The organism is Streptomyces sp. NBC_01381 (genome assembly GCF_026340305.1).
GTDB lineage: Bacteria > Actinomycetota > Actinomycetes > Streptomycetales > Streptomycetaceae > Streptomyces.
In genome coordinates, this window is sequence record NZ_JAPEPI010000004.1 from 469462 (window position 1) to 488430 (window position 18969).

Consider the following 18969-nt stretch of genomic DNA (forward strand, 5'->3'; position numbering starts at 1 on the left):
AGCGCCGCCGCCTCCGGCTCCTCGCCGACCAGATCACCCGCGACCTCCGCCGGCCACGCAGACGCCCAACACAGCCGCCGTCTACCACGGCCCGACGGTCGCAGGGCCGGGGGTGACGGTCATGGCCATGTACGTAACCGCAGCCGGACTTGAGCTCGCGCTGGGCATCGTCCTGCTCCCCGCCTGGCTGATCGCCGCCGTCACGACGGGCCTGCAGCCAGGCCGCCGCACCGCCGGCCGCATGCGGCGGATGTCCCGTATCGCGCTGGTGCTGGTGGCCCTCGCCCTGCTGCTCACCGCGGCCAGGCTCGTCACGTACGGGCTGCTCGCCCTTCATGGGTGGGCGTTCGTCGGCGACCGGCGGCTGTTCACCACCTTCGTCATGCTGCTCCCGGCCGTGATCGCCACCGTCGCTTGGACGGTGCCGTGGCTGATATCCGCCGCCCGGATGCGGCTGCCCGACCGGGATGCGCTGGTGCCGCTGGATGAGCAGTCGCGCGCCCGGTCCCCGCGCCACGTCGTGCCGCCCAGGGTCGCGGCCTTCGGCGGCTTCGCCTGCCTCGCGCAGATCTTCCTGCCACCGGACCGGTCGTTCTGGATCAGTCTCGTCGCCTACGGGTTGATCACCGCCGCAGTCGCCGGGCTGCTGGTCTGGCGTGCCAACGCGCGGCTGCAACGCCTGTTCACGGGCCGTGAGATCCCCCGGCGACGGGCACTGGCGGTCCGGCTGGGTACGGCCGTGGTGGCGCTCGGCACCGTGGTGGGGCTGGTCAACTACGGGATCGCCGACAGCCGGCTTCCGCACACCTTCTCGATGATGAAGGGCAGAGCCGACTGGGGCGGCGGTGCCGCCGGGCAGCACCACGACATGGCCGGCGGCCACCACATGGCCTCGGGCACCAGCGGGGCGGACGAGGTGTCCGTCGATAAACTGCGCGGTCCCAGAAGCGGTACGCCCGACCGGCGCTTCTCCCTCACCGCGCAGGCCAAGAAGGAAAAGCTGGCCTCCGGCAAGACGGTTGACGCCTGGACGTACAACGGCCAGGTCCCCGGCCCTCAACTGCGGGTCACCGAGGGCGATCTGGTCGAGATCAAGCTCCGGAACGAGCTGCCCGGCAAGACCCCTGTCACCATCCACTGGCACGGCGTCGACGTCCCCAACGGCGAGGATGGCGTGGCCGGCGCCACCCAGGACGCGGTGTTGCCCGGCAAGTCCTTCACCTACCGCTTCCGCGTGGAGGAATCCGGCACCCGCTGGTACCACTCCCACCAGGCCGCCTCCGAGCAGGTCGACCGCGGCCTCTTCGGCGCCCTGATCATCGCGCCGAAGAAGCAGACCCGGCCGGTGGACAAGGACGTCAGCGTCCTCGCCCACGACTGGCAGACCGACAAGGGCCTGGTGTCCGCGATCGGCGCCTCCGACGAGCTGGAGCGGCGCCGAGCCGAGCCGGGCGAGAAGGTGCGGGTACGGCTCACCAACACCAGCGGTACCACTCGCGAGTTCGCCATTGACGGCGTCCCGTACAAGGTCACTGCCCTGGACGGCACGGACGTGCACAAGCCGACCGCGCTCAAGGGCAAGAAGCTGGTGCTCGGCGGCGGCAACCGGATGGACGTCGAATTCACCATGCCCGACGGGCCGGTGCGGGTGACCGACGGCAGTGCGCCGGACGCGGGCATCGTGTACTCGCCGAACGGCAAGGGGGAATTGAAGGCGGACCTGAGCGGACCCGAATTCGACCCGTACAGCTACGGCAGCCCGAAGAAGACGGAACTCCGCCCGGACAGCGACTTCGACCGCGACTACAAGCTCGTCTTCGACGAGTGGCTGGGCTTCTACGACGGCACCTTCGGGCTGAAGCAGACCATCAACGGCCGTGTCTTCCCGGACACCCCGATGCTGATGATCAAGGAAGGCGACCTGGCCCGCGCCACCTTCATCAACCGCGGGAACGAGGACCATCCGATGCATCTGCACGGCCACCACATGCTGGCGCTGAGCAAGAACGGCAAGCGGGCATCCGGCAGCCCGATGTGGCAGGACACCGTGCTCGTCCGGCCCGGCGAAGAGGTCCAGGTCGCCTTCAAGGCCGACAACCCCGGCATCTGGATGGACCACTGCCACAACTTCTGGCACAGCAAGCTCGGCATGGTCATGCACCTCGCGTACGACAAGGTCACCACGCCGTACGAGATCGGCGGCCCCGTCGGCAACAAGCCCGAGTAAGGAGTTCTGATGCGCCGGAAACAAGTCGTGGCCGCCGTGCTGGCCGTGTCTCACCGCCGCCACCGCCGAAGGCGGACCTCGCGGGAAGCGCCACGACCGCGCTCGAGAACTGCGGGTGTACCACCACGTACACCGAACCGCCGGAGTGCGTCGTCGTGATGAACGGCGCCTCCGTCGCCGAGGTCACGCGCTGTCGGCGCTCGGCCTCGGCGACCGCATCGTCGCCAACCAGCAGACGTACGGCCGCTCCGAGGTCCCCGGCCGGGCCGCGGCCATCGAGAAGCCTCATCCAGCCGGCTCAGACAAGCAGTACCCGCGCGCGACAGCTCGAAGCCCTGCTTCGGTTTGGGCGGTGACATCGCCGGTGGGCAGCGTCTTCTTCCCCGCGTCTTGCCCGCGTCGTATCCGGACGTGGGGCGCGGAACGGTCGAGGCGACGTCGACGGACTGCGAGTCGATCAACCCCGCGACGACGTGCGAGGGGCGTTCCCATCGTGGACAGCCTTCCGGGCGTCGTCGCTGCGATGACCGATCCGTGGCCCGCCGTACACGGCTCAGGCGATCTCCAGCCTCGCCTCTAGCGGTCCGGCTCGGTGGCGGGGGCGACGGCGAGGTCGACCCCGGAAGGGTCGTGGGGGAGCGAGGCGCCGTACCGGGCTGAGTAGCCGGAGGCGACGTGAAGGTGAATCCCGGAGGAGGAATGACGGCACTGTCGAGTCGCGAACGCGTTCGACGGCCGGTCGGCCGCCCGTCCGGTCGGCCGTCGATGCAGACCCTGGGTTCCCGAAGCTGCGCCGCAGCGGCAAGTGACTATGCGTGAAGCTCTGCCTTGTGACTGGTCTGGGGCGCAGGGCTGTCTGTGGAGATGGCTACGGTCTTCCTTCGGTGTCCTTGATGGTGGCCATGCGGTGGGCGATGCGTTGGCATGCCTGGGCGAGTTCGGGTGGGTGCAGATCGGTGAGTTCGGTGTCGAAGGTGGCGAGGATCCCGGCGATGCCGGCCCAGGACCAGGCGCCGAGGGTGAGTCGGCAGTGCTCGGTGTCGAGGTGTTCGACGACTGAGCCGCCCGGTGCGAAGCGGGCGACGACGTCGGCCGGCAGGCACAGTCGGGCGCTGCCGGTGCACGGCCAGTCGGCGGCGGTGTCACCGCGGTCGTGACTGCTCATGACGAAGCGAGCGAGGTCGTGGTGGGGGAGTTCGCGCGGGCTGAAGGGGTGCGTCGTGGGGCGGGGGCGGAGCCGGTCGACGCGGTGCACTCGCCACTGATCGTCTTCGGGGTCGTAGGCGACCACGTACCACCGGCCGGCCCAGACGACCAGATGGTGGGGCTCGATGCGGCGGGCGGGCAGGAAGTCGTCGTCAGTGGAGGCGGGGCGTGAGCCGTCGGCGCGCAGCGTTTCGGTGACCAGTACGTGGCGGTGGCGCACCGCGGCTCCCACGGCAGTGAGCGCGGTCGGGTCGATGGGGGGTGCCGGAAACTCCCAGTAGTTCGGCAGTCTGGTCAGGCGGAGGGACTTCATGGGTTCCCGCAGCGCGGCGGGCATGGCCTGTTCCAGGGTGACCAGTGCCCGTGCCGCGTCTTCTCCCAGGCCGAACACCGTGCTGGGTGCGGTCTGCAGGGCCACCGCGACCGCGAGCGCCTGGTCGTGGTCGAACACCAGCGGGGGGAGTGTGTGCCCCGCGCCGAGCCGGTAACCGCCATCGGGTCCGTGGACGGTGGTGATCGGGTATCCGAGTTCGCGCAGCGTCTCGATGTCGCGGCGGACGGTGCGCTCGCTGACCTTGAGCGCGGTGGCGAACTCGCGCAGCGACCACTGGCGGCGCGATCCGAACAGAGACAGGAGTCGCAAGGCCCGTCGTGAGGTGTTCGTCATCGTCCCAGCATGACCGGTAGTGGCCACTCGGTGTCCCCTACCGGTGTCACGGTGGAGCGCCCGAGCAGGCGAACAGTGACGGAAAAGGACGAATGGGTATGCGTGTGGTCGTGGTCGGTGGCGGGATCGGTGGACTCGCATTGGGGGCGGGGTTGCGCCGCCGGGGGTACGAGGTGGCGGTGTTCGACCGCGACAACGACGTGGCGGCGACCGGGGGTTACCACATCACCCTCGACGAGCGGGCCCAGTCGGCGCTGCGTGAGTTGGTGGCGCCGGAGATCATGAGGCGACTCCTTGCGTCGGCCTCGGCGCTGCGGCTGCGTGACCGCGACGCGTTCTGGGACCGTCGCGGCCGGCTGCTCGGCCACGGTCCCGATCTCACCGGCCACCCCGGTATCGACGTCGACCGCATCACCCTGCGCAGACTGCTGGCCGAGGCGGTCGGCGACGACCTGCATCTGGGCAGGACCGTGTCCCAGGTCAGCCGTGGCGACGACGGCATGCCCCGAGTGCTGTTCACCGACGCCGAACCGGTCTCGGCGGATCTGGTGGTGGGCGCGGACGGCGCCCACTCCGTGGTCGCCCGGCACCTGGCGGGAGGCCCGACCAACAGCCCGGCGGGCATCGTCGGCTTCTCCGGCCGTACCCTCCGCGGGGACCTGAGCCCCGGTGAACAGCAACGGCTCGGCCCACGATCGGGGCTGGCAATGGGACCACGGGGGGCGGCGTTGTACGTCGGCTTCCTCGACCCGGTCGGCAACGCCGTGCTCGACGCCCCCGAGCTGCGGATGTCCGTCACCACCGGCCCCACCTACATCTGGGGCGCCATGTTCCCCGAATCTGCCGCGACCGACTCCCTGCGCGCCCTGCGCGGCGGCGAGTTGCAGGCCGCGCTGCTCGAACGATTCCGCGAGCGCGGCTGGGCCGAGCGCCCCCTTGAGGTCATCGCCCGCGCGGACCCGCACAGCGTGGCGGCGTACCGCTTCAACGCCGCCTCGACCCGCGCCGCCGAGCTCGCTCCCTGGCCCGCGGGGTGTATCACCGCGCTCGGCGACGCCGTCCATGCGACACCGCCCACCGCCGGAATGGGGGCCGGCGCGGCCATCCGCGATGCCGCCGCCCTGCTTCAGCACTTGGGCGACGTCGCTGACGGCACCACCACGCCTGCCGATGCTGTGCACCGGTTCGAGGCAGGCATGCGCCGGCGCGGCAGCGAGATCCTCACCCTTGCCATGCGAACGGTCCGCCTGGTGCTGGCGACCGACACCGCACTGGGTGCCGCCGCTACCGTCGTGGCCACCCCGATCCTGTCCGCCGCGGCCCGGCTGCGTCATTGACGATCAGTGCCGGTGCAGGCCCCGCGGCTCAGCTTGTTCCCTGCCCTCCGGTTGTTCCCTGACCTCCGGGAACGAATCGACCCGTTGAACAAGCCCGCCGTAGGCGCCGCTTCGGTCCCACCGGCCACCGGCCGCTGTGGGCTCGCCACACCCTCTTCGGGCAGGCCGGTCCGCAAAGAGGCGCGTCCGGTAGCCGATGGTTCTTCCGGCCCAGGACCGCGATACGGGTAGCGGGCTATGGCTGGCGCCCCAGGTAGGCAGCCAGCCGGGTGTAGACGTCGGCATCGTCGGGCACCGCTACGACCGGGCTGAACGGGCCCTGTTCGCTGCGGTCTTCGGGCGGCGCGAACTTCGAGAATGCCTGGAGCGCCCGCGCGGCAAGGTCGGGGTCGAGTTCGGCAAGCCGCCGGGTGGCACGGGCGAGGTCCCAGGAATGAGCAGTGAACTCGTGGGTGTATGCCTCCAGAGCATCCCGGCCGGGCAGCGTGGCCCACGGGAGGGTGACCATTTGGTCGAGCTTCTCGTCATCGGCCCACACGCGCTCGACCTCGCTACGGGCCCGGGCAAATGCGTCTTTCCAGCCGTCGTCGGCGATGCCGTCGATCACATCGGGGACGTCGCGCGCATCGCCTCCGGTGCCGACTCGGACGAGCTTGTGCAGCACCGAAACCACATGCCCGAGCAGCGCGCGAACGCTGTAATCGGCACAGGGAGTGCGGTTGCTCAGCTCATCGGGCCTCACCGCCGCAACCTGTTTCCCGGCTTGATCAAGGGCTCGGGAGAAGACCGGACGCGGGTCATGGGCCAGTTCAGTTGCCATGCTGGGGAGGCTACAAGGACACACCGACAGGCAGGCCTGGGCTTGATCTGCTGCGACGGACATCCGAGGCGTCCACCCCACGCTCCTCGACCAGCCGGTGAAAGATCCGCGAGAGACGGAGTGCCGCCGCTTGCGCGGAGCGTCCAGGTCGGCCTGCAGGATCTCGTCGATCACCGGCTCGAACGGACCGGCGCAGTTGCCCAGGTCCTGGGACTCAGCCGAGCCGGGGTGGAGACGGACCGCTGGATCGCCTTCCGCTCTCACTTAGGCATCGAGAGCTTCTACTGCCGACCCGGCATCGAGGGCGCCCACGAGAACGCCGGCCGCGAGGTACAGACGGCTGGATGACGTGGCTTTGGGGTGTTGTCGGAACGATGGCATGGGTATCTGGACCGACATCTTCATTGCGCCCGCCATTCCGGCTTTGCTCCCCGCGGGGGAGTTCGAGCGCCTTGTGGTGGATCTCGGCAGGGAGCGACTGGTGCGCACGCCGTGGGCGGTTTTCGCCGGGGCGTCTCGGTCGAGCGGGCTGTGCTCCTGGCCCGCGGCGAGACCCTCGCCGACGTTGTGCCCGCATTGCGCAGGCTCCGTATGGGCAGCAGGACATTGCCGTTGCTTTCGACTGCCTGGACTTCAGTAACCTCGTGGTTTTGGACTGCTATTGGTATGAGGGCGAGTGCATCGTGTTGGCGTGTTTTGCCCTGGTCACGCCGGAGCGCCGGTCGTTGGAGGCGAGCGCTGGCGGCTGGTCGGGCGGGCGGATGCATCCTGTGCAGACGTGCGTGGTCGATACGTTCAAGGTCGACGAGGGCGCTCCCTGCCTGGCCGTCGTGGCTGTCGCTGCCCGGTACTTCGGAACTGATCTGGTCGCCGGTGAGGTCTGGGAGTGGGGGGTGATGCCCTGAGCCGGGTCGGCGGACGTTTCAGGCTCGCCTGCGTTGCGACGGAGTTGTCGGTCCGTGGCCGGTGCCAGTCGCGCGCGGGCCCTGGCCGGCTGTGCGCGCTGCCGGGTTCGTTGGTACAGGACACGGTGTCACCAGGAGCTGTCCTGGCGATCATGCGACCGCCCCGTGCCTGGAGCGTTGTTGTGGGCATGGGGCAGGGTGATCTGTCAGATGCCGAGTGGGAACGGTTGCGGCACGACTGATCTTTGGACTTCCTCACCTCATGTCATGTGCGCCACCTACCCTTTGGGCTCAGCCATCTGGACACCATGGCCTTGGACCGACAAGAAGGCCCCACACCGTGGACTTGGACGAGAAGTTCGGCGAAGGCTGGTGCGTAACCCTCGCCCCCCACCCACTCACCGAAGCCCTCCACCTCATGGACGTCGCCAACCCTGTCCCCTGCCCCGAGGGCCTGAACCAAGCCGCACACTTCCTCCAAGAGCACCTGGGTGAAGGCGCCTTCATCCTCGGCCGCGAAATGCCTGGCGGCTGGACCCTCACCATCGAATTCGGAAGCTGGATCGGCTTCGATGACGATGTCCTGCGCACTCTCGCCGCCGACGGCCACACCGCCATCAGCGCCTACCGCGACCCCGACACGAAGACGGCCACCATCGCCCACGACGGCGCCGTCCTCGGCCGCCTCGAACTGTCCGGCGGCTACTTCGACGGCCCCTCCGGCAGCGTAGACACCACCCACCCCGTCGTCGGCTCCCTCACCGCGGCCGGCTTCGACGCCTCCGATGGCTGTGAACCCACCGGCGAAGCCGGCACCGAGGAGCCCGAAGGGTGCCTCGTCCTTGCCGTACGCGTCCTGACCGGCATCACCCTCACCGCAGCCGACTTCGAGGGCCCCTGGACCGGCGGCCTCGCCCGAACTGCCTTCTAGTTCGGTCCTAAATTATCTCGGCGGGTACGTGACAATGCCGGGGCCGGGGCGCTTGTGCACGGGGAGGGTGCGCCGATGGGGGTATGTTCCGCGTGGCGTCTTGCAGGTCGCGGTGGTGCTTACCGGGGCCGGGAGGTGATGGCTGTCTCGAACTCCTGACCGTAGCTCACGGCAGGTCGGGGCGAGCGTCCAGAGGGGCTGGGCTCTGGTGGTCGGGGTGGGGGCGGGTCATGGGTTGCTGCGCGTGGGGAGTGTGCTGAACCAGCGCACGACCTTTGCTGTTGCCTTCACGTTTGAGCCGAGGTGTTGTGACTTCTGGTGGTCGGCGGTGCCGAGGTCGATGACCGGCACTCCGATTTCTCTTTCCTGGAAGGCTGCGGCGCAGTTGGCGGTGTTCTGGACGGTCGCCTGTTCGTCGCCTTGTGCCCTGTAGAGCCGAATGGGTGCCGTGGGCTTCCAGTGTTTGCATACGCTGTCGGTGGTCCGCAGCCCGGCCGTGAGGCCGCTCTTGGGCCGGGTCAGCAGATCGCGCCCGTATGGCGTCAGTAGTTCGTCCGGCGTGCGGGGCAGCGCGTTGATCATCTGCGGGCCGGTGTGCATGCCGTCGAACAGTTCCTCCACGGCAGGGTCGCGGAACACCTTGCCCGGGTTGTCGTACACATCGTGGACGCGGTCGAAGGCGACCAGGGTGTATGCGGCGTACACCACGCGCCATCTCGGCTCCAGCTCGCTGTCGCCCGCGAGCAGCGCCGGGATCTGGGCACCCCCGAAGTCGTAGGCCCCGCTGATGGGGGCGAGGGCGCCGGGCCTGAAGTGCCGGTCCTCGCCCGCCTGGAGGGCCCTGGCGAGCCCGAGCGCAGCCGATGCGCCTTGGGAGAAGCCGGTGGCCAGGACGTCACGGTTAAGGGCGCGTCCGGTGGTCGGGGCGAACTGGCGGGCGGCGCGGAGCAGGTCGAGGGAGGCTGTGGCTTGGGACGGCACGTCCATCCAGGGGTGCTTGGCCGGGCCTGTGCCCATGGCGAGGTAGTCGGGTGCGACGGTGGCGAAGCCTGCGGAGGCGTAGGTGATGGAGGGGCCGGTCAGGAACACCTTCCGCTGCATCGAGGGCGCGTCGATGCGGTGGACGCCGGTGCCGTGGGCGAACGAGACGGTCCGCAGATGTCCTTGGACCCCGCGCGGGACGGTGAACAGCCCGCTGGCGGTGGTGGGTTGGCCCTTCGTGTCGATGGTGCGGTAGAGGAGTCGGTAGGCGTCCACGCCGTGGCGGGCGGCGCCGGGGTCGTACCCGCAGGCGGTGAGCTCGGCTGCGGAGTCCTTGGCCGAGGTGAGGGTGTAGAGCGACTCGGCGGAGAGCAGGGTGCCGCGCTGGGTGGCGGCGTTGGGGGAGGGCGCGGCGGACGTCCCTGATGCAGCGCCGGTGCTGACGACGCCCGCGCCGGCGAGGATCGTGGCGGCGACGGCGGCTGTGGTGACTCGGCGGTGGCGGTGCGGGGTTCGAGTGACAGGCACGGTGCGTTCTCCCTCGACTCTGGCTGATCCGAAGCGGGTTCAGCCTCCATCGGGGGCGGCGCTGGACGCACTGGTGCACACCCCCGGGCGTGGGGGAGGGGTAGACCCCGGGTGCCGTCTTGTGATGGTGGGCATGGGGGCCGCCCTCTGCTCTTCGATGTTGGGTGGGGCTCTTGTGCCGGGAAGGGCGGAGCCGGCAGGACGGTGATGGGCCCAGCTCCTTTGGAGGGTCGTCTTGACCTGCCGTGAGCTGTGGTCGGGAGTTCGAGGCGGTGATCACCTTCCGGCTCCGGTGGGCGCCTCGGTGACCTGGAGGGTGCCACGGGGAGCGTGCGCCCATGGGCGCACGCTCCCCGTGTAGAAGCGCCCCGGTCCCGGCTCTTGGTGGGGCGGGTGACTGTGTGGTTTCTGTGTTCCCCGTCCGTGTGGCGCCGGTCCCGTGGTCGATGCAGCCGTGGGGGCCGGACGGGCTGTTCCCGGCGTGGCCGCTTGGCTTTCCGGGCGTCGGCGTGTGAATGCGGTTGTGTGGCGCGGTTTCGGGGTGAGGCCGGTCTTCTCACTTGTCGACGAGATCTGCATGTGTCTCGTCGTGCACGCCGGTGTGCTCGGGCGGCGTTCAGTGGTTTTGGGTGGGGTCGGCGGCTGCGGACGTGTCCTCGGTGGCTGTCTGGGCGGTGAGCGGCTGGCGTCGTGGGCCTGCGCGGCAAGGTCGGTACCGGCGCGGATGCAAGAGGTTGAAGAGTGGTGCTGTGGGTCGCCTGGGTCGTTGGTGGTTTGTCCGCGCGGGGAGTGCCTGGCTCAAGGCGGCTGCCGGGGGGCTCGGCCGCCCTGGCTCGCGGGTGGTCTGCGGGTCTGATGTCAAGGAACTGTGGGTCGACACTGCGTCCCGCCACCCGAATGGATCTTTATTCGTTGCGGCGAACGGTGTGCCCGGTAATCGTGCTTATGAGATCAACCGCACTCTCAGTTGGAGGCAAAATGCGTATCCGTCTTTCTGTCACCGCTCTCGGCCTGGCCGCGCTCGCGCTGCTGGGCTCGGCGGCCACCGCCACGGCGGCGCCCAGCACTCCCGCGGTCGGCCAGAGCAGGCTGGCGCCGATCGGTGATGACAACAATCAGGGGGCTGTGGACTTTTCGGTCGGTGACATGAACGACAACCACGCCTGAGTGTTTGTTTCCGTCGCCTCGCCCGGGTCGAGAGGTCCGGGCGGGGCGACGGGTTTGTGGTGTGAGGGGTGGCATGCCGTCGTGAGGGCTTCGAAGCGGGGGCATGCTGGGCCTGGGCGGGCGTGACGTGTGGGGGCTGTCCCTGTTCGGGGTGGTGGGTGTGTGCTGGTGGGTGTGACTGCTGGATTGCCGTCCTTGCGCCTGCCGGGTGCGGCCGCCGGCGGTTGAGGGGGTACCGCCTGTCGGGGATGTGGTGGTGCTGGTCTCGGGGTCTCAGGGCCGGGGGCTGTGGCGGCAGGCGGTGGTGGCCGGGCTGCCGGGGTTGGATGAGGCCGGGAGGCCGGGAGGCCGGCGTTGGTGCATGTGGCGATTGCGGCTGGGGTGGCGGGGGTGTCGCGGCGGACGGTGTGGTGCCGGCCGGCGGTGGCCGGCCGGTGGGGGTGCGCCGAATCTGTTGCGCGGCGCGGCGGGTTCGTGTTGACGGATGAGTGCACGGATGAGTGGTGGGCCCGTCTCGAACAGCTGGGGGATGTCGCGCGGTGGCACCGCCGGCTGGTCCGGGGTCAAAGCGCTGTTGTGCTGGGGCGGTTGGTGTCGTTGGTGTCGTTGGCGGCGATGCATCGGGCGCTGCGTGAACACCTGCGGGCGGGCCGGGGGGGGCGACCCCGCTTCGCCAATGCCCTGGCCGTCCAGTCCTTGCGCCCTGACCGGCGCCCGGGGCCCGGCGCCGTGGCGGAGGCATGGGCGCACGCTGTCGCCATCTTGGCGGCCTGTCCGGCGCCCGCTGGGTGCCGGCCGGGCCGCTCCTGACGGGCTGGCGGGGGGGCAGGGTCGGCCGTGGCCTCGGCATCGGCCATCCGCCCCGCCGCGGTCTGCGCGGCCTCCTGGATGCGGTGCTCTGGGTGGTTCGCACCGGGATTGCTTGGCGCTGCTTTCCGCACACTGGCCCGCACTGGAACGGGGTGTGGCACTGCTTCGGCCGCGGGGAGAAGGGCGGCATCTTGGAGCGGCTCGACGCCCTGATGCGGCGCCGGGTGCGCGAGGGCGGGAGCCGCCTGGCGGAGCCGGCCGCGGTGGTGATCGACGCGCAGAGCATCATGGCTTGCGCCGGCGTCCCCGCCGTCGAACGGGGCGCCGACGCCAGGCGGTGATCGTGTTGAAGGGCAGTACGCCGGCGGTGAACGGGCCGGCCCCGGTGAGGAGTCGACCGGCCGGGGTGCCTTGGGCAGGGACGGTCAGGGCCGCCGCGGCGGTGGCGGCCAGGACGCCGGGCGGCAGGATGACCGCCGCGCGCGGGCTGGGCGGCGGGGACTGCGGGTTGGGCTGAGGCGCCGTCAACTCCCTGTAGGGGCGGGGGGTGCGCCCGTGACGCCGGACGTGTCTGATGCTGGAGGCATGGGCGGGCAGCAACCCCCTCACCCCCGATGACGTGAATCACTCTCCATGACGTGAATCGCTCTGCGTTGCCGGAAGTGTTGCGGGCAAGGCCGGGGGGGGGAGGGCCGCACGCCGTGTCTGGGGCGTGGGCGACGCGGTCCGCGCGGGGCCGCCGGGGCCTGCCGCGGATGCTGGGCGTGCTGCGGATGCCGGGGAGCGGGGTGTGCCGGAGGCGGTCGGCGGTGGCGAGAACGCTGCCTGCCCGCCTTCGTGCCCCGGCTCGGCTGTGGCCGGGCCCCGTGCCCGGGTGTGCTGTTGCCGGGGTGGTGTGGCTTGGGGGTGTGGTGAGGAGGATGGTGTGGGTGTCCGGGCCGATGGCTTCGTTGTGCCCGGCGCTTCGGTGTTGTTCTCTGCGGAGGCGTTCGAGTGCCTGGTGGTGGATTGCGGCGGGCAGTGGCCGGTGCGCGCGCGGGGGGCGGTGTCGGCCGGCGCGCTGTGCCTCGATGCCGCTCTGGGCCGGGGCGGTGTCCTGGGCCGGGTCCGGTTCGAGCCGCCCGTCATCGGGAGGGGACCGGTGTCCGGGGGGCGGTGTTCTTGGTGACACCCCCGGGTGGTGAGGTGACACCCCCGGGTGGTGAGGTGCTGCCCGGGGGTGTCTGGGGGGTGTCTGGGGCGGGCGGGCTGTGTTGGGGGCCCGTGGTGAGACCCTCGCTGGCGTTGTGCCTGTACGGGGTGGAGCCCGGTGCGGGGGCGGCGGGTCTCGCCGTGCTCTGCCGCGGGGTGGGCCGGGCGGGACTCGGGGTGCGGCAGGGCTCGTGGCCGCGGGCGGTTGTCTGTGGCGGGCCCGTGTTCGCACTCCTGGGTCTTCAGTCATCCTCCAGGGCCGCCCTCCAGGCTCGGACCTGTTCAGGCAGTGTCGGGCAGGTCGGGAGGGAGCATCATGACGGCGGAGCCGCAGAGCGGGGAGTCTCGGGTCGCGTTGGTCACGGGGGCCACGCGGGGCATCGGCCGTGCGGTGGCCGAGACGCTGGGCAGGGCCGGTGTCAGGGTCTTCATCACGTCGCGCAGTGCCGAGGATGTGGCGGCGGTGGTGAAGGAGCTGACGGAGTGCGGCATCAGCGTCGACGGCGTCGAGGCCGACGTGCGCTCGGGCCAGGACGTCGCCCGTTGCGTGGCGGCGGCCGTCGATCGCTTCGGGCCCATCGACATCCTGGTCAACAACGCGGGACGCAGTGGCGGCGGGGTGACCGCGCAGATCACGGACGAGTTGTGGAACGACGTCGTCGAGACCAATCTGACCAGTGTCTTCCGCGTCACCCGTGAGGTGCTCAACGCGGGCGGGATGGGGTCCAGGTCTGTTGGGCGGATCATCAACATCGCCTCCACGGGCGGCAAGCAGGGAGTGGTGCTCGGAGCGCCGTACAGCGCCTCCAAGCATGCGGTGGTCGGCTTCACCAAGTCGCTCGGGCTGGAACTGGCCAAGACCGGGATCACCGTCAACGCGGTGTGCCCCGGCTATGTGGAGACCCCCATGGCCCGGTCGGTCCGGCAGGGATATGCGGGCCACTGGGAGATCGCCGAGGAAGAGGTGCTCAAGCGGTTCGAGGCCAAGATCCCGCTGGGCCGCTACACCGCCCCGGAGGAAGTGGCCGCGCTGGTGGGCTACCTGGCCTCTCCCGCCGCCGCTCCGATCACCGCCCAGGCCATGAACGTCTGCGGCGGCCTGGGCAACTACTGATGCCCGCCCAGTCCGACCGAAGGAGAGCCGGATCCACCATGGCAGTGACGCATCACGCTCGGCACACGATCACCATCGACGCCCCGGCGCAGGCGGTGTATGCAATCATCGCGGACGCCGCCGACTGGCCGCGCGTCTTTCCCCCCTCGGTGCACGTGGAGCAGACGCCGCTCGGTGAGGGTGAGGAGATCCTGCAGGTCTGGGCCACGGCCAACGACGAGGTCAAGTCCTGGCAGTCGCGGCGCCGGCTCGACCCGCAGGCGCTCACGATCGGTTTCCGGCAGGAGAGGAGCACGGCTCCGGCGACGTCGATGGGGGGCCAGTGGCAGATCCGCCCGCTGTCCAAGGCCCGGTGCGAGGTCGTGCTCCTGCACGACTTCACGGCCCTGGACGACGCCCCCGAGAACGTCGAGTGGATCAACCGTGCGCTGGACCACAACAGCGAGGCCGAGCTGGGCCGGATGAAGTCCACCGCGGAGTCGGCCGGGCAGCTGGGGGAACTGCTGTGCACCTTCGAGGACCGGGTGCGCATCGAGGCGCCGAGCGCCGAGGTGCACGCGTTTTTGTGGCGGGGCGAGCAGTGGCAGGAGCGGCTTCCGCATGTGGCCCGGGTGAAGCTGACGGAGCCGCAGGAGGACATCCAGGTCCTGGAGATGGACACCATCGCCAGGGACGGCTCGCGGCACACCACCGAGTCGGTGCGGGTGAGTCTTGGCTCCTCCCGGATCGTCTACAAGCAGCTGCGTGTGCCGCCGTTGCTCACCGCGCATGTGGGGGCCTGGCTCCTTGAGGAGTCGGAGGGGGTGACGACGGCCGTGGCGCGCCACACCGTCGTCATCAACCCGTCCTCGGTGACCCTGCTGGGTCCGGAGACCACCGTGGCCGGCGCGCGGGCCTTCATCCGGGACGCGCTGGGCACCAACAGTCTGGCGACGCTGCGCCACGCCAAGGAGTTCACCGAGCGCAGTCCCGCCCGCTGACCGCGCAGTGCGGCCCCCCGTCCACGCCGGTGGCGTGGACGGGGGGCCGCTCGGGTGTGTCTGCGCCCCTGCCTCAGGCGTGGCATGCCACCGGACGGCCGCCGTTGTACTGCGCCATCTCCCCGAAGACCGGCGCCGAGCGGATCTCGGTGTCCCGCGCCGGCGAGGACTCCTCGGCGTAGGCGCGGTGCAGGTTGGCCACCAGGCGCTCGGGGTCGCGGAGCCCGGCGTAGGGGCCCAGGTCCGCCTCGCGCGCGGTCTGCAGGGGGGAGAGTCCGGCGGCCAGGCCGGCCCGGGCTCTGTCGCGTACCCACAGCAGGTAGTCCCGGGTGGCGTCGAGGACCTCGGGGCCCGCGACCGGACCGTGGCCGCCGACGATGACGGCCGGGTCAAGGGCGCGCAGCCGCTCGATGGCCTTAAGGGTGCCGCTCAGCGAGCCCATCAGGACGAAGGGCGTGCAGCCGGGCAGCAGGACGTCCCCGGCGAACAGGATGCGCTGCCGGGGGAGCCAGGCCACGATGTCGCTGGTGGTGTGCGCGGGGCCGACGTGCATCAACTCGGCGGTCAGGTCGCCGACATGGAGCGTGGTGCGTTCGCGGAAGGTGAGGGTCGGCAGGGCGAGGCTGATGTCGCCCCACTGCGTGTCCGGCCAGACCTCGCGCATCGCCAGGCCGCGCCGGGCCATCTCGGTCCGGGTGACCTCGTGGGACACCACGGTGGCGTGCGGGGCGAGCACCGAGTTCCCGAAGTGGTGGTCCCCGTGGTGGTGGGTGGTGACGATCGTGCGCACCTCCAGGGGGGTGCGGGCGGCGATGGCCGCGCGCAGGGCGCGGGCCCGCCGCTCGGTGGCGGCGGTGTCCACCACGGCCACCGCGTCGTCGCCGATCAGCACGCCGGCGTTGTTCAGGCACCAGCCCCCGTCCGGCTGGATGTAGGCGTGGACGCCCGGTGCGAGCTCCTGAAGACGGGGCGGGGCCGGCGCGGGCGGGGCGCCGGGGCGGGGCGTGGCCGATGGCTGGGTCATCGGGGAATTCCTTCCCGGGGCAGGGGTGGGGCAGTGCGCGTGCGGTCCTCACGATCTGCCGTCCCGCTGGAGCGGTGGAGGTGGCGCGATGGCCGCGGAGAGGAGGACCGGCGCAGGAGCCGGCTCCGCTGTGTGGCACACCTTGCACCGGAGATCTCTGCGGGACATACTGTTCCACAGTTGTGGGGCAAGTTGTTCCGTATCTCGTCGGTGGGCCGGTGCCCATGGGCCGGGATCCGCGGATCCATGTGACGGCCGGCCCCGCATCCCCCCATTTCCACAGCTCATCGGCAGGAGAGATCTGGTGTCCGAACGATCCCTGGGGCAGGCTCACGCGACCCCGCCCGCTTCCCCACAGGCCGGCGCGGCGGCAGGCGCCGGTTCCCGCAAGGGTCTTGCGCTGGCCGCCATCGCGGTCGCCCAGCTGATGGTCGTCCTCGACGTCTCGATCGTGAACGTGGCACTGCCGTCCATCCAGAGCGCCCTCGACTTCTCCGCGACCAACCTGGAGTGGGTGGTCAACGCCTACGCGCTCGCCTTCGGCGGACTGCTGCTGCTCGGCGGACGGATCGCTGACATGTACGGCCAGCGCCGTACGTTCCTCTTCGGCGTCGCCCTGCTGACGGTGGCCTCGCTGCTGGGCGGCGTGGCGACCAACCAGGGCTGGCTGATCGCCGCCAGGGCCGTGCAGGGCATCGCCGGAGCGCTGGTCGCCCCCGCCGCGCTCGCGCTGATCGCCAGCACGTTCTCCGAGGGCGGCGAGCGCAACAAGGCCATGGGCATCTACGCGGCCATGGGCGGCGCGGGCGGCGCGCTGGGCAACGTACTGGGCGGCGTCTTCACCGACGCGCTCAGCTGGCGCTGGGTGCTGTTCGTCAACGTGCCCATCGGCATCCTGCTGTTCCTGGCCGCCGTCAAGGCGTTCCCCGCCGAGCGCGTCACCACCGAAGGGCGGCGCCTGGACCTGCCGGGCGCCGTCACCTCCACCGTCGGCATGTCGCTCGTGGTGTACGGGCTGATCCACGCGGCCACCGAGGACTGGGGCAGCGCCGGTACGCTCACCCCGCTCGTCGTCGGCGCCGCCCTGCTCGTCCTCTTCATCTTCATCGAGGTCCGCAGCAACTCCCCGCTCATGCCGCTGAGCATCTTCCGCAACCGCAACCGCTCCGGGGCGTACGCGATCATGCTGGCGCTCGGCGCCGGCATGATCGTCCTCTTCTACTTCCTCACCCTCTTCATGCAGATCGTGCTCGGCTTCAGCCCGCTCAAGACCGGCTTCTCCTTCCTGCCGTTCGCCGTGGGTGCGGCCGTCTTCGCGACGATCAGCAGCCAGGTGGTGGGGCGCGTCGGCCCGCGCATCCTGCTCGGCGCCGGGACACTCCTGGCGGCCGTCGCCTTCTTCTGGTTCTCCCGGCTCAGCGAGGACGGCAGCTACAGCGCCGACCTGCTCGGCCCGCTGGTCCTCTCCGGCTGCAGCGTGGGCCTGTGCTTCGTGCCGCTGACCCTCGCGGCGGTGGCAGGGGTGCGCAAGGCCCAGGCCGGTGTCTCCTCCGCCCTGCTCAACGCCGGACAGCAGGTCGGCGCCGCGCTGGGGCTCGCCGCACTGGGAACGATCGCGGTCACCGCCACCAAGGACCGGCTCACGGAGCTGATGGGCCCGGCCGCCGCCAAGGCGGCCGAGGGCTACGGGCCCGCGGACGCGGCGCACATGCCGCCGCAGGTCCGCAAGGCGGTCTTCGACTCGCTCGCGCACGGATACGGCACGGCGTTCCTGGTGACGGGCTTCGTCCTGCTCGGTGCGTTCGTCCTGGCCGTCCTGGTGATCCGGGTCTCCTCCAAGGACGCGGAGAACGCCGAGATGGGCGTCGTGATCTGAGCCGCCCCGATGCCCGCCGGGCCCGCAGACCCGGGCCCGCACGCCGTACCCGACCCTGAGGAGTCCGCAGTGAACGCCCCAGCGCAGACCGGCGGCGCACCCGCCGTCGACCTGACGATGATGTACGCGATCCACCACGCCTTCCGGCGGGATCTGCGGCTGCTTGCGGCGGCCCAGTACGACGACGTCGCCGCCTTCCGCCGGGGATGGCAGCTCTTCAAGAACTACCTGACGATCCACCACCTCGCCGAGGACCACTCGCTGTGGCCCGTCCTGCGCACCAAACTGGACGGCCAGGACGAGCAGTTGAGGATGCTCCAGGCCATGGAGCTGGAACACGCCCAGCTGGACAAGGCCGTGGAGAAGATCGACGCGGCGCTCGGGCAGGAGGGCGGCGAGAAGGCCCTGCCGGAACTCATGGACGACGTCATCGCCTGTCTGACCGACCACCTCGACCACGAGGAGGCCCAGGCCCTGCCGCTCATCGAGAGCGAGCTCACGGCGGCCGAGTGGGGCGCCTTCGTGGCGCGGCAGCGCAGCCAGGTCGGCATCAAGGGCGCCGCGACGTTCTTCCCCTGGCTGCTCGACGGGGTGCCGGACGCCGAACGGCGCACCGTGCTCGACAAGGTCCCGCCGCCGCTGCGCCTGGTGTACCGCGCGGTGTGGCGCCCCAAGTACGAGCGCAACTCACCCTGGAAGGGCAGGGCCGCCTGATAGCGGCGGCCACCAAGACCCCGGTGCCGGACGCGTAATCCCCCGGTGCGTCCGGCACCGGGCCACCTCAGAAGGCGACCGCCCCGGACCGCGCGATGCGGTCCGGGGCGGTCGCCTTCTGACGGGATTTCAGAGCACCAGCACGGCCTTGCCGTTGACCTGCCGGTCGCCGACGCTGCGCAGGACGGGCTCCGCGTCCCTCCAGTCGCCGACGAGGGTGACGTGCGGGTCCAGCGCGCCCTGGGCGACGAGCCGCAGCAGGACGGCGAGGTCGTTCCCGACGGGCCTGCGGGGCATCTCGTCGAACAGGTGGAGATAGCGGATCCGGACGCCGGGGCGGGCGTGCCCCCAGTCGAAGGGCAGGGACAGGTCGGTGCGTGTGGTGTTGCCGTAACAGACGACGACGCCGCGCGGCTCGACGAGCTGGAAGGCGCTGCGGAACACGTCGCCGCCGACGCTGTCCACCAGGACGTGCACCGGCTGCGTCGCCC

The 18969-nt window shown here is 70.7% G+C and carries 16 protein-coding genes and 1 pseudogene; 12 read left to right on the forward strand and 5 right to left on the reverse strand.

Going from position 1 to position 18969, the window contains the following annotated elements:
- Positions 1-121 precede the first annotated feature (121 nt).
- Together OG453_RS43520 and OG453_RS43525 are read left to right on the forward strand one after the other, a co-directional pair.
- The gene (locus OG453_RS43520; RefSeq protein ID WP_266874347.1) at positions 122-2227 is read left to right on the forward strand and encodes a multicopper oxidase family protein; all 2106 of its coding nucleotides are present in this window, start codon (positions 122-124) and stop codon (positions 2225-2227) included.
- A 101-nt stretch (positions 2228-2328) separates the two neighbouring features.
- Positions 2329-2510: pseudogene (locus tag OG453_RS43525) on the forward strand (iron ABC transporter substrate-binding protein); the annotation flags it as partial.
- A gap of 585 nt (positions 2511-3095) precedes the next feature.
- Here the strand turns inward: OG453_RS43525 and OG453_RS43530 are convergent.
- Positions 3096-4100, reverse strand: a complete 1005-nt coding sequence (locus OG453_RS43530; RefSeq protein WP_266874348.1) for a YafY family protein — start codon at positions 4098-4100, stop codon at positions 3096-3098.
- A 98-nt stretch (positions 4101-4198) separates the two neighbouring features.
- Here OG453_RS43530 and OG453_RS43535 point away from each other — a divergent pair, with 98 nt between their 5' ends.
- Complete coding sequence (locus tag OG453_RS43535) at positions 4199-5437, forward strand: NAD(P)/FAD-dependent oxidoreductase (RefSeq protein WP_266874349.1); 1239 nt, start codon at positions 4199-4201, stop codon at positions 5435-5437.
- A gap of 235 nt (positions 5438-5672) precedes the next feature.
- On the opposite strand, the gene OG453_RS43540 is transcribed toward OG453_RS43535, so the two are convergent.
- Positions 5673-6257 carry a TIGR03086 family metal-binding protein gene (locus OG453_RS43540; protein WP_266874350.1) on the reverse strand — a complete coding sequence of 195 codons (585 nt, stop codon included), beginning with the start codon at positions 6255-6257 and terminating at the stop codon, positions 5673-5675.
- Between the two features lie 120 nt (positions 6258-6377).
- Here OG453_RS43540 and OG453_RS43545 point away from each other — a divergent pair, with 120 nt between their 5' ends.
- The 3 genes from OG453_RS43545 to OG453_RS43555 all read left to right on the forward strand — a co-directional run bounded on the left by OG453_RS43545 (position 6378) and on the right by OG453_RS43555 (position 8093).
- A complete protein-coding gene (locus OG453_RS43545) occupies positions 6378-6605 on the forward strand; it encodes a hypothetical protein (protein WP_266874374.1) in 228 nt (75 codons plus the stop codon).
- A 296-nt stretch (positions 6606-6901) separates the two neighbouring features.
- On the forward strand, positions 6902-7162 hold the full coding sequence (locus OG453_RS43550) for a hypothetical protein (protein WP_266874351.1): 261 nt from the start codon (positions 6902-6904) through the stop codon (positions 7160-7162).
- A gap of 340 nt (positions 7163-7502) precedes the next feature.
- Positions 7503-8093, forward strand: coding sequence for a DUF6461 domain-containing protein (locus OG453_RS43555; protein ID WP_266874352.1), 591 nt, complete (start codon positions 7503-7505; stop codon positions 8091-8093).
- A gap of 228 nt (positions 8094-8321) precedes the next feature.
- Here OG453_RS43555 and OG453_RS43560 read toward each other — a convergent pair whose 3' ends face one another.
- Entirely contained in the window at positions 8322-9602 is a 1281-nt protein-coding gene (locus OG453_RS43560; protein ID WP_266873295.1) for a S9 family peptidase, read from the reverse strand.
- Between the two features lie 978 nt (positions 9603-10580).
- Between OG453_RS43560 and OG453_RS43565 the strand changes: the two genes are divergently transcribed.
- The 4 genes from OG453_RS43565 (at position 10581) to OG453_RS43580 (ending at position 14864) form a co-directional block, all read left to right on the forward strand.
- On the forward strand, positions 10581-10769 hold the full coding sequence (locus OG453_RS43565) for a hypothetical protein (RefSeq protein WP_266873294.1): 189 nt from the start codon (positions 10581-10583) through the stop codon (positions 10767-10769).
- Positions 10770-11509: 740 nt separating this feature from the next.
- Complete coding sequence (locus OG453_RS43570; protein WP_266873293.1) at positions 11510-11920, forward strand: transposase; 411 nt, start codon at positions 11510-11512, stop codon at positions 11918-11920.
- A 1166-nt stretch (positions 11921-13086) separates the two neighbouring features.
- On the forward strand, positions 13087-13884 hold the full coding sequence (locus OG453_RS43575) for an SDR family NAD(P)-dependent oxidoreductase (protein ID WP_266873292.1): 798 nt from the start codon (positions 13087-13089) through the stop codon (positions 13882-13884).
- Positions 13885-13922: 38 nt separating this feature from the next.
- Complete coding sequence (locus OG453_RS43580; protein ID WP_266873291.1) at positions 13923-14864, forward strand: aromatase/cyclase; 942 nt, start codon at positions 13923-13925, stop codon at positions 14862-14864.
- Between the two features lie 73 nt (positions 14865-14937).
- On the opposite strand, the gene OG453_RS43585 is transcribed toward OG453_RS43580, so the two are convergent.
- Positions 14938-15888: an MBL fold metallo-hydrolase gene (locus OG453_RS43585; protein WP_266873290.1), complete on the reverse strand. Its 951-nt coding sequence runs from the start codon at positions 15886-15888 to the stop codon at positions 14938-14940.
- A 304-nt stretch (positions 15889-16192) separates the two neighbouring features.
- On the opposite strand from OG453_RS43585, the gene OG453_RS43590 reads away from it, so the two are divergent.
- Positions 16193-17764 (forward strand): DHA2 family efflux MFS transporter permease subunit, encoded by a 1572-nt coding sequence (locus tag OG453_RS43590; protein ID WP_266873289.1) that lies wholly within the window; start codon positions 16193-16195, stop codon positions 17762-17764.
- A 69-nt stretch (positions 17765-17833) separates the two neighbouring features.
- Positions 17834-18478 (forward strand): hemerythrin domain-containing protein, encoded by a 645-nt coding sequence (locus OG453_RS43595; RefSeq protein ID WP_266874353.1) that lies wholly within the window; start codon positions 17834-17836, stop codon positions 18476-18478.
- A 129-nt stretch (positions 18479-18607) separates the two neighbouring features.
- Here OG453_RS43595 and OG453_RS43600 read toward each other — a convergent pair.
- Positions 18608-18969, reverse strand: a 362-nt coding sequence (locus tag OG453_RS43600; RefSeq protein ID WP_266874354.1) for a zinc-binding dehydrogenase, incomplete at its 5' end; no start/stop codon positions are given.

Bases quoted from the DNA above. Each gene is read 5' to 3' on its own strand.
- OG453_RS43520 (WP_266874347.1), top strand. From the start codon at position 122: ATGGCCATGTACGTAACCGCAGCCGGACTTGAGCTCGCGCTGGGCATC.
- OG453_RS43530 (WP_266874348.1), bottom strand. From the start codon at position 4,100: ATGACGAACACCTCACGACGGGCCTTGCGACTCCTGTCTCTGTTCGGA.
- OG453_RS43535 (WP_266874349.1), top strand. From the start codon at position 4,199: ATGCGTGTGGTCGTGGTCGGTGGCGGGATCGGTGGACTCGCATTGGGG.
- OG453_RS43540 (WP_266874350.1), bottom strand. From the start codon at position 6,257: ATGGCAACTGAACTGGCCCATGACCCGCGTCCGGTCTTCTCCCGAGCC.
- OG453_RS43565 (WP_266873294.1), top strand. From the start codon at position 10,581: ATGCGTATCCGTCTTTCTGTCACCGCTCTCGGCCTGGCCGCGCTCGCG.
- OG453_RS43570 (WP_266873293.1), top strand. From the start codon at position 11,510: ATGGGCGCACGCTGTCGCCATCTTGGCGGCCTGTCCGGCGCCCGCTGG.
- OG453_RS43575 (WP_266873292.1), top strand. From the start codon at position 13,087: ATGACGGCGGAGCCGCAGAGCGGGGAGTCTCGGGTCGCGTTGGTCACG.
- OG453_RS43580 (WP_266873291.1), top strand. From the start codon at position 13,923: ATGGCAGTGACGCATCACGCTCGGCACACGATCACCATCGACGCCCCG.
- OG453_RS43585 (WP_266873290.1), bottom strand. From the start codon at position 15,888: ATGACCCAGCCATCGGCCACGCCCCGCCCCGGCGCCCCGCCCGCGCCG.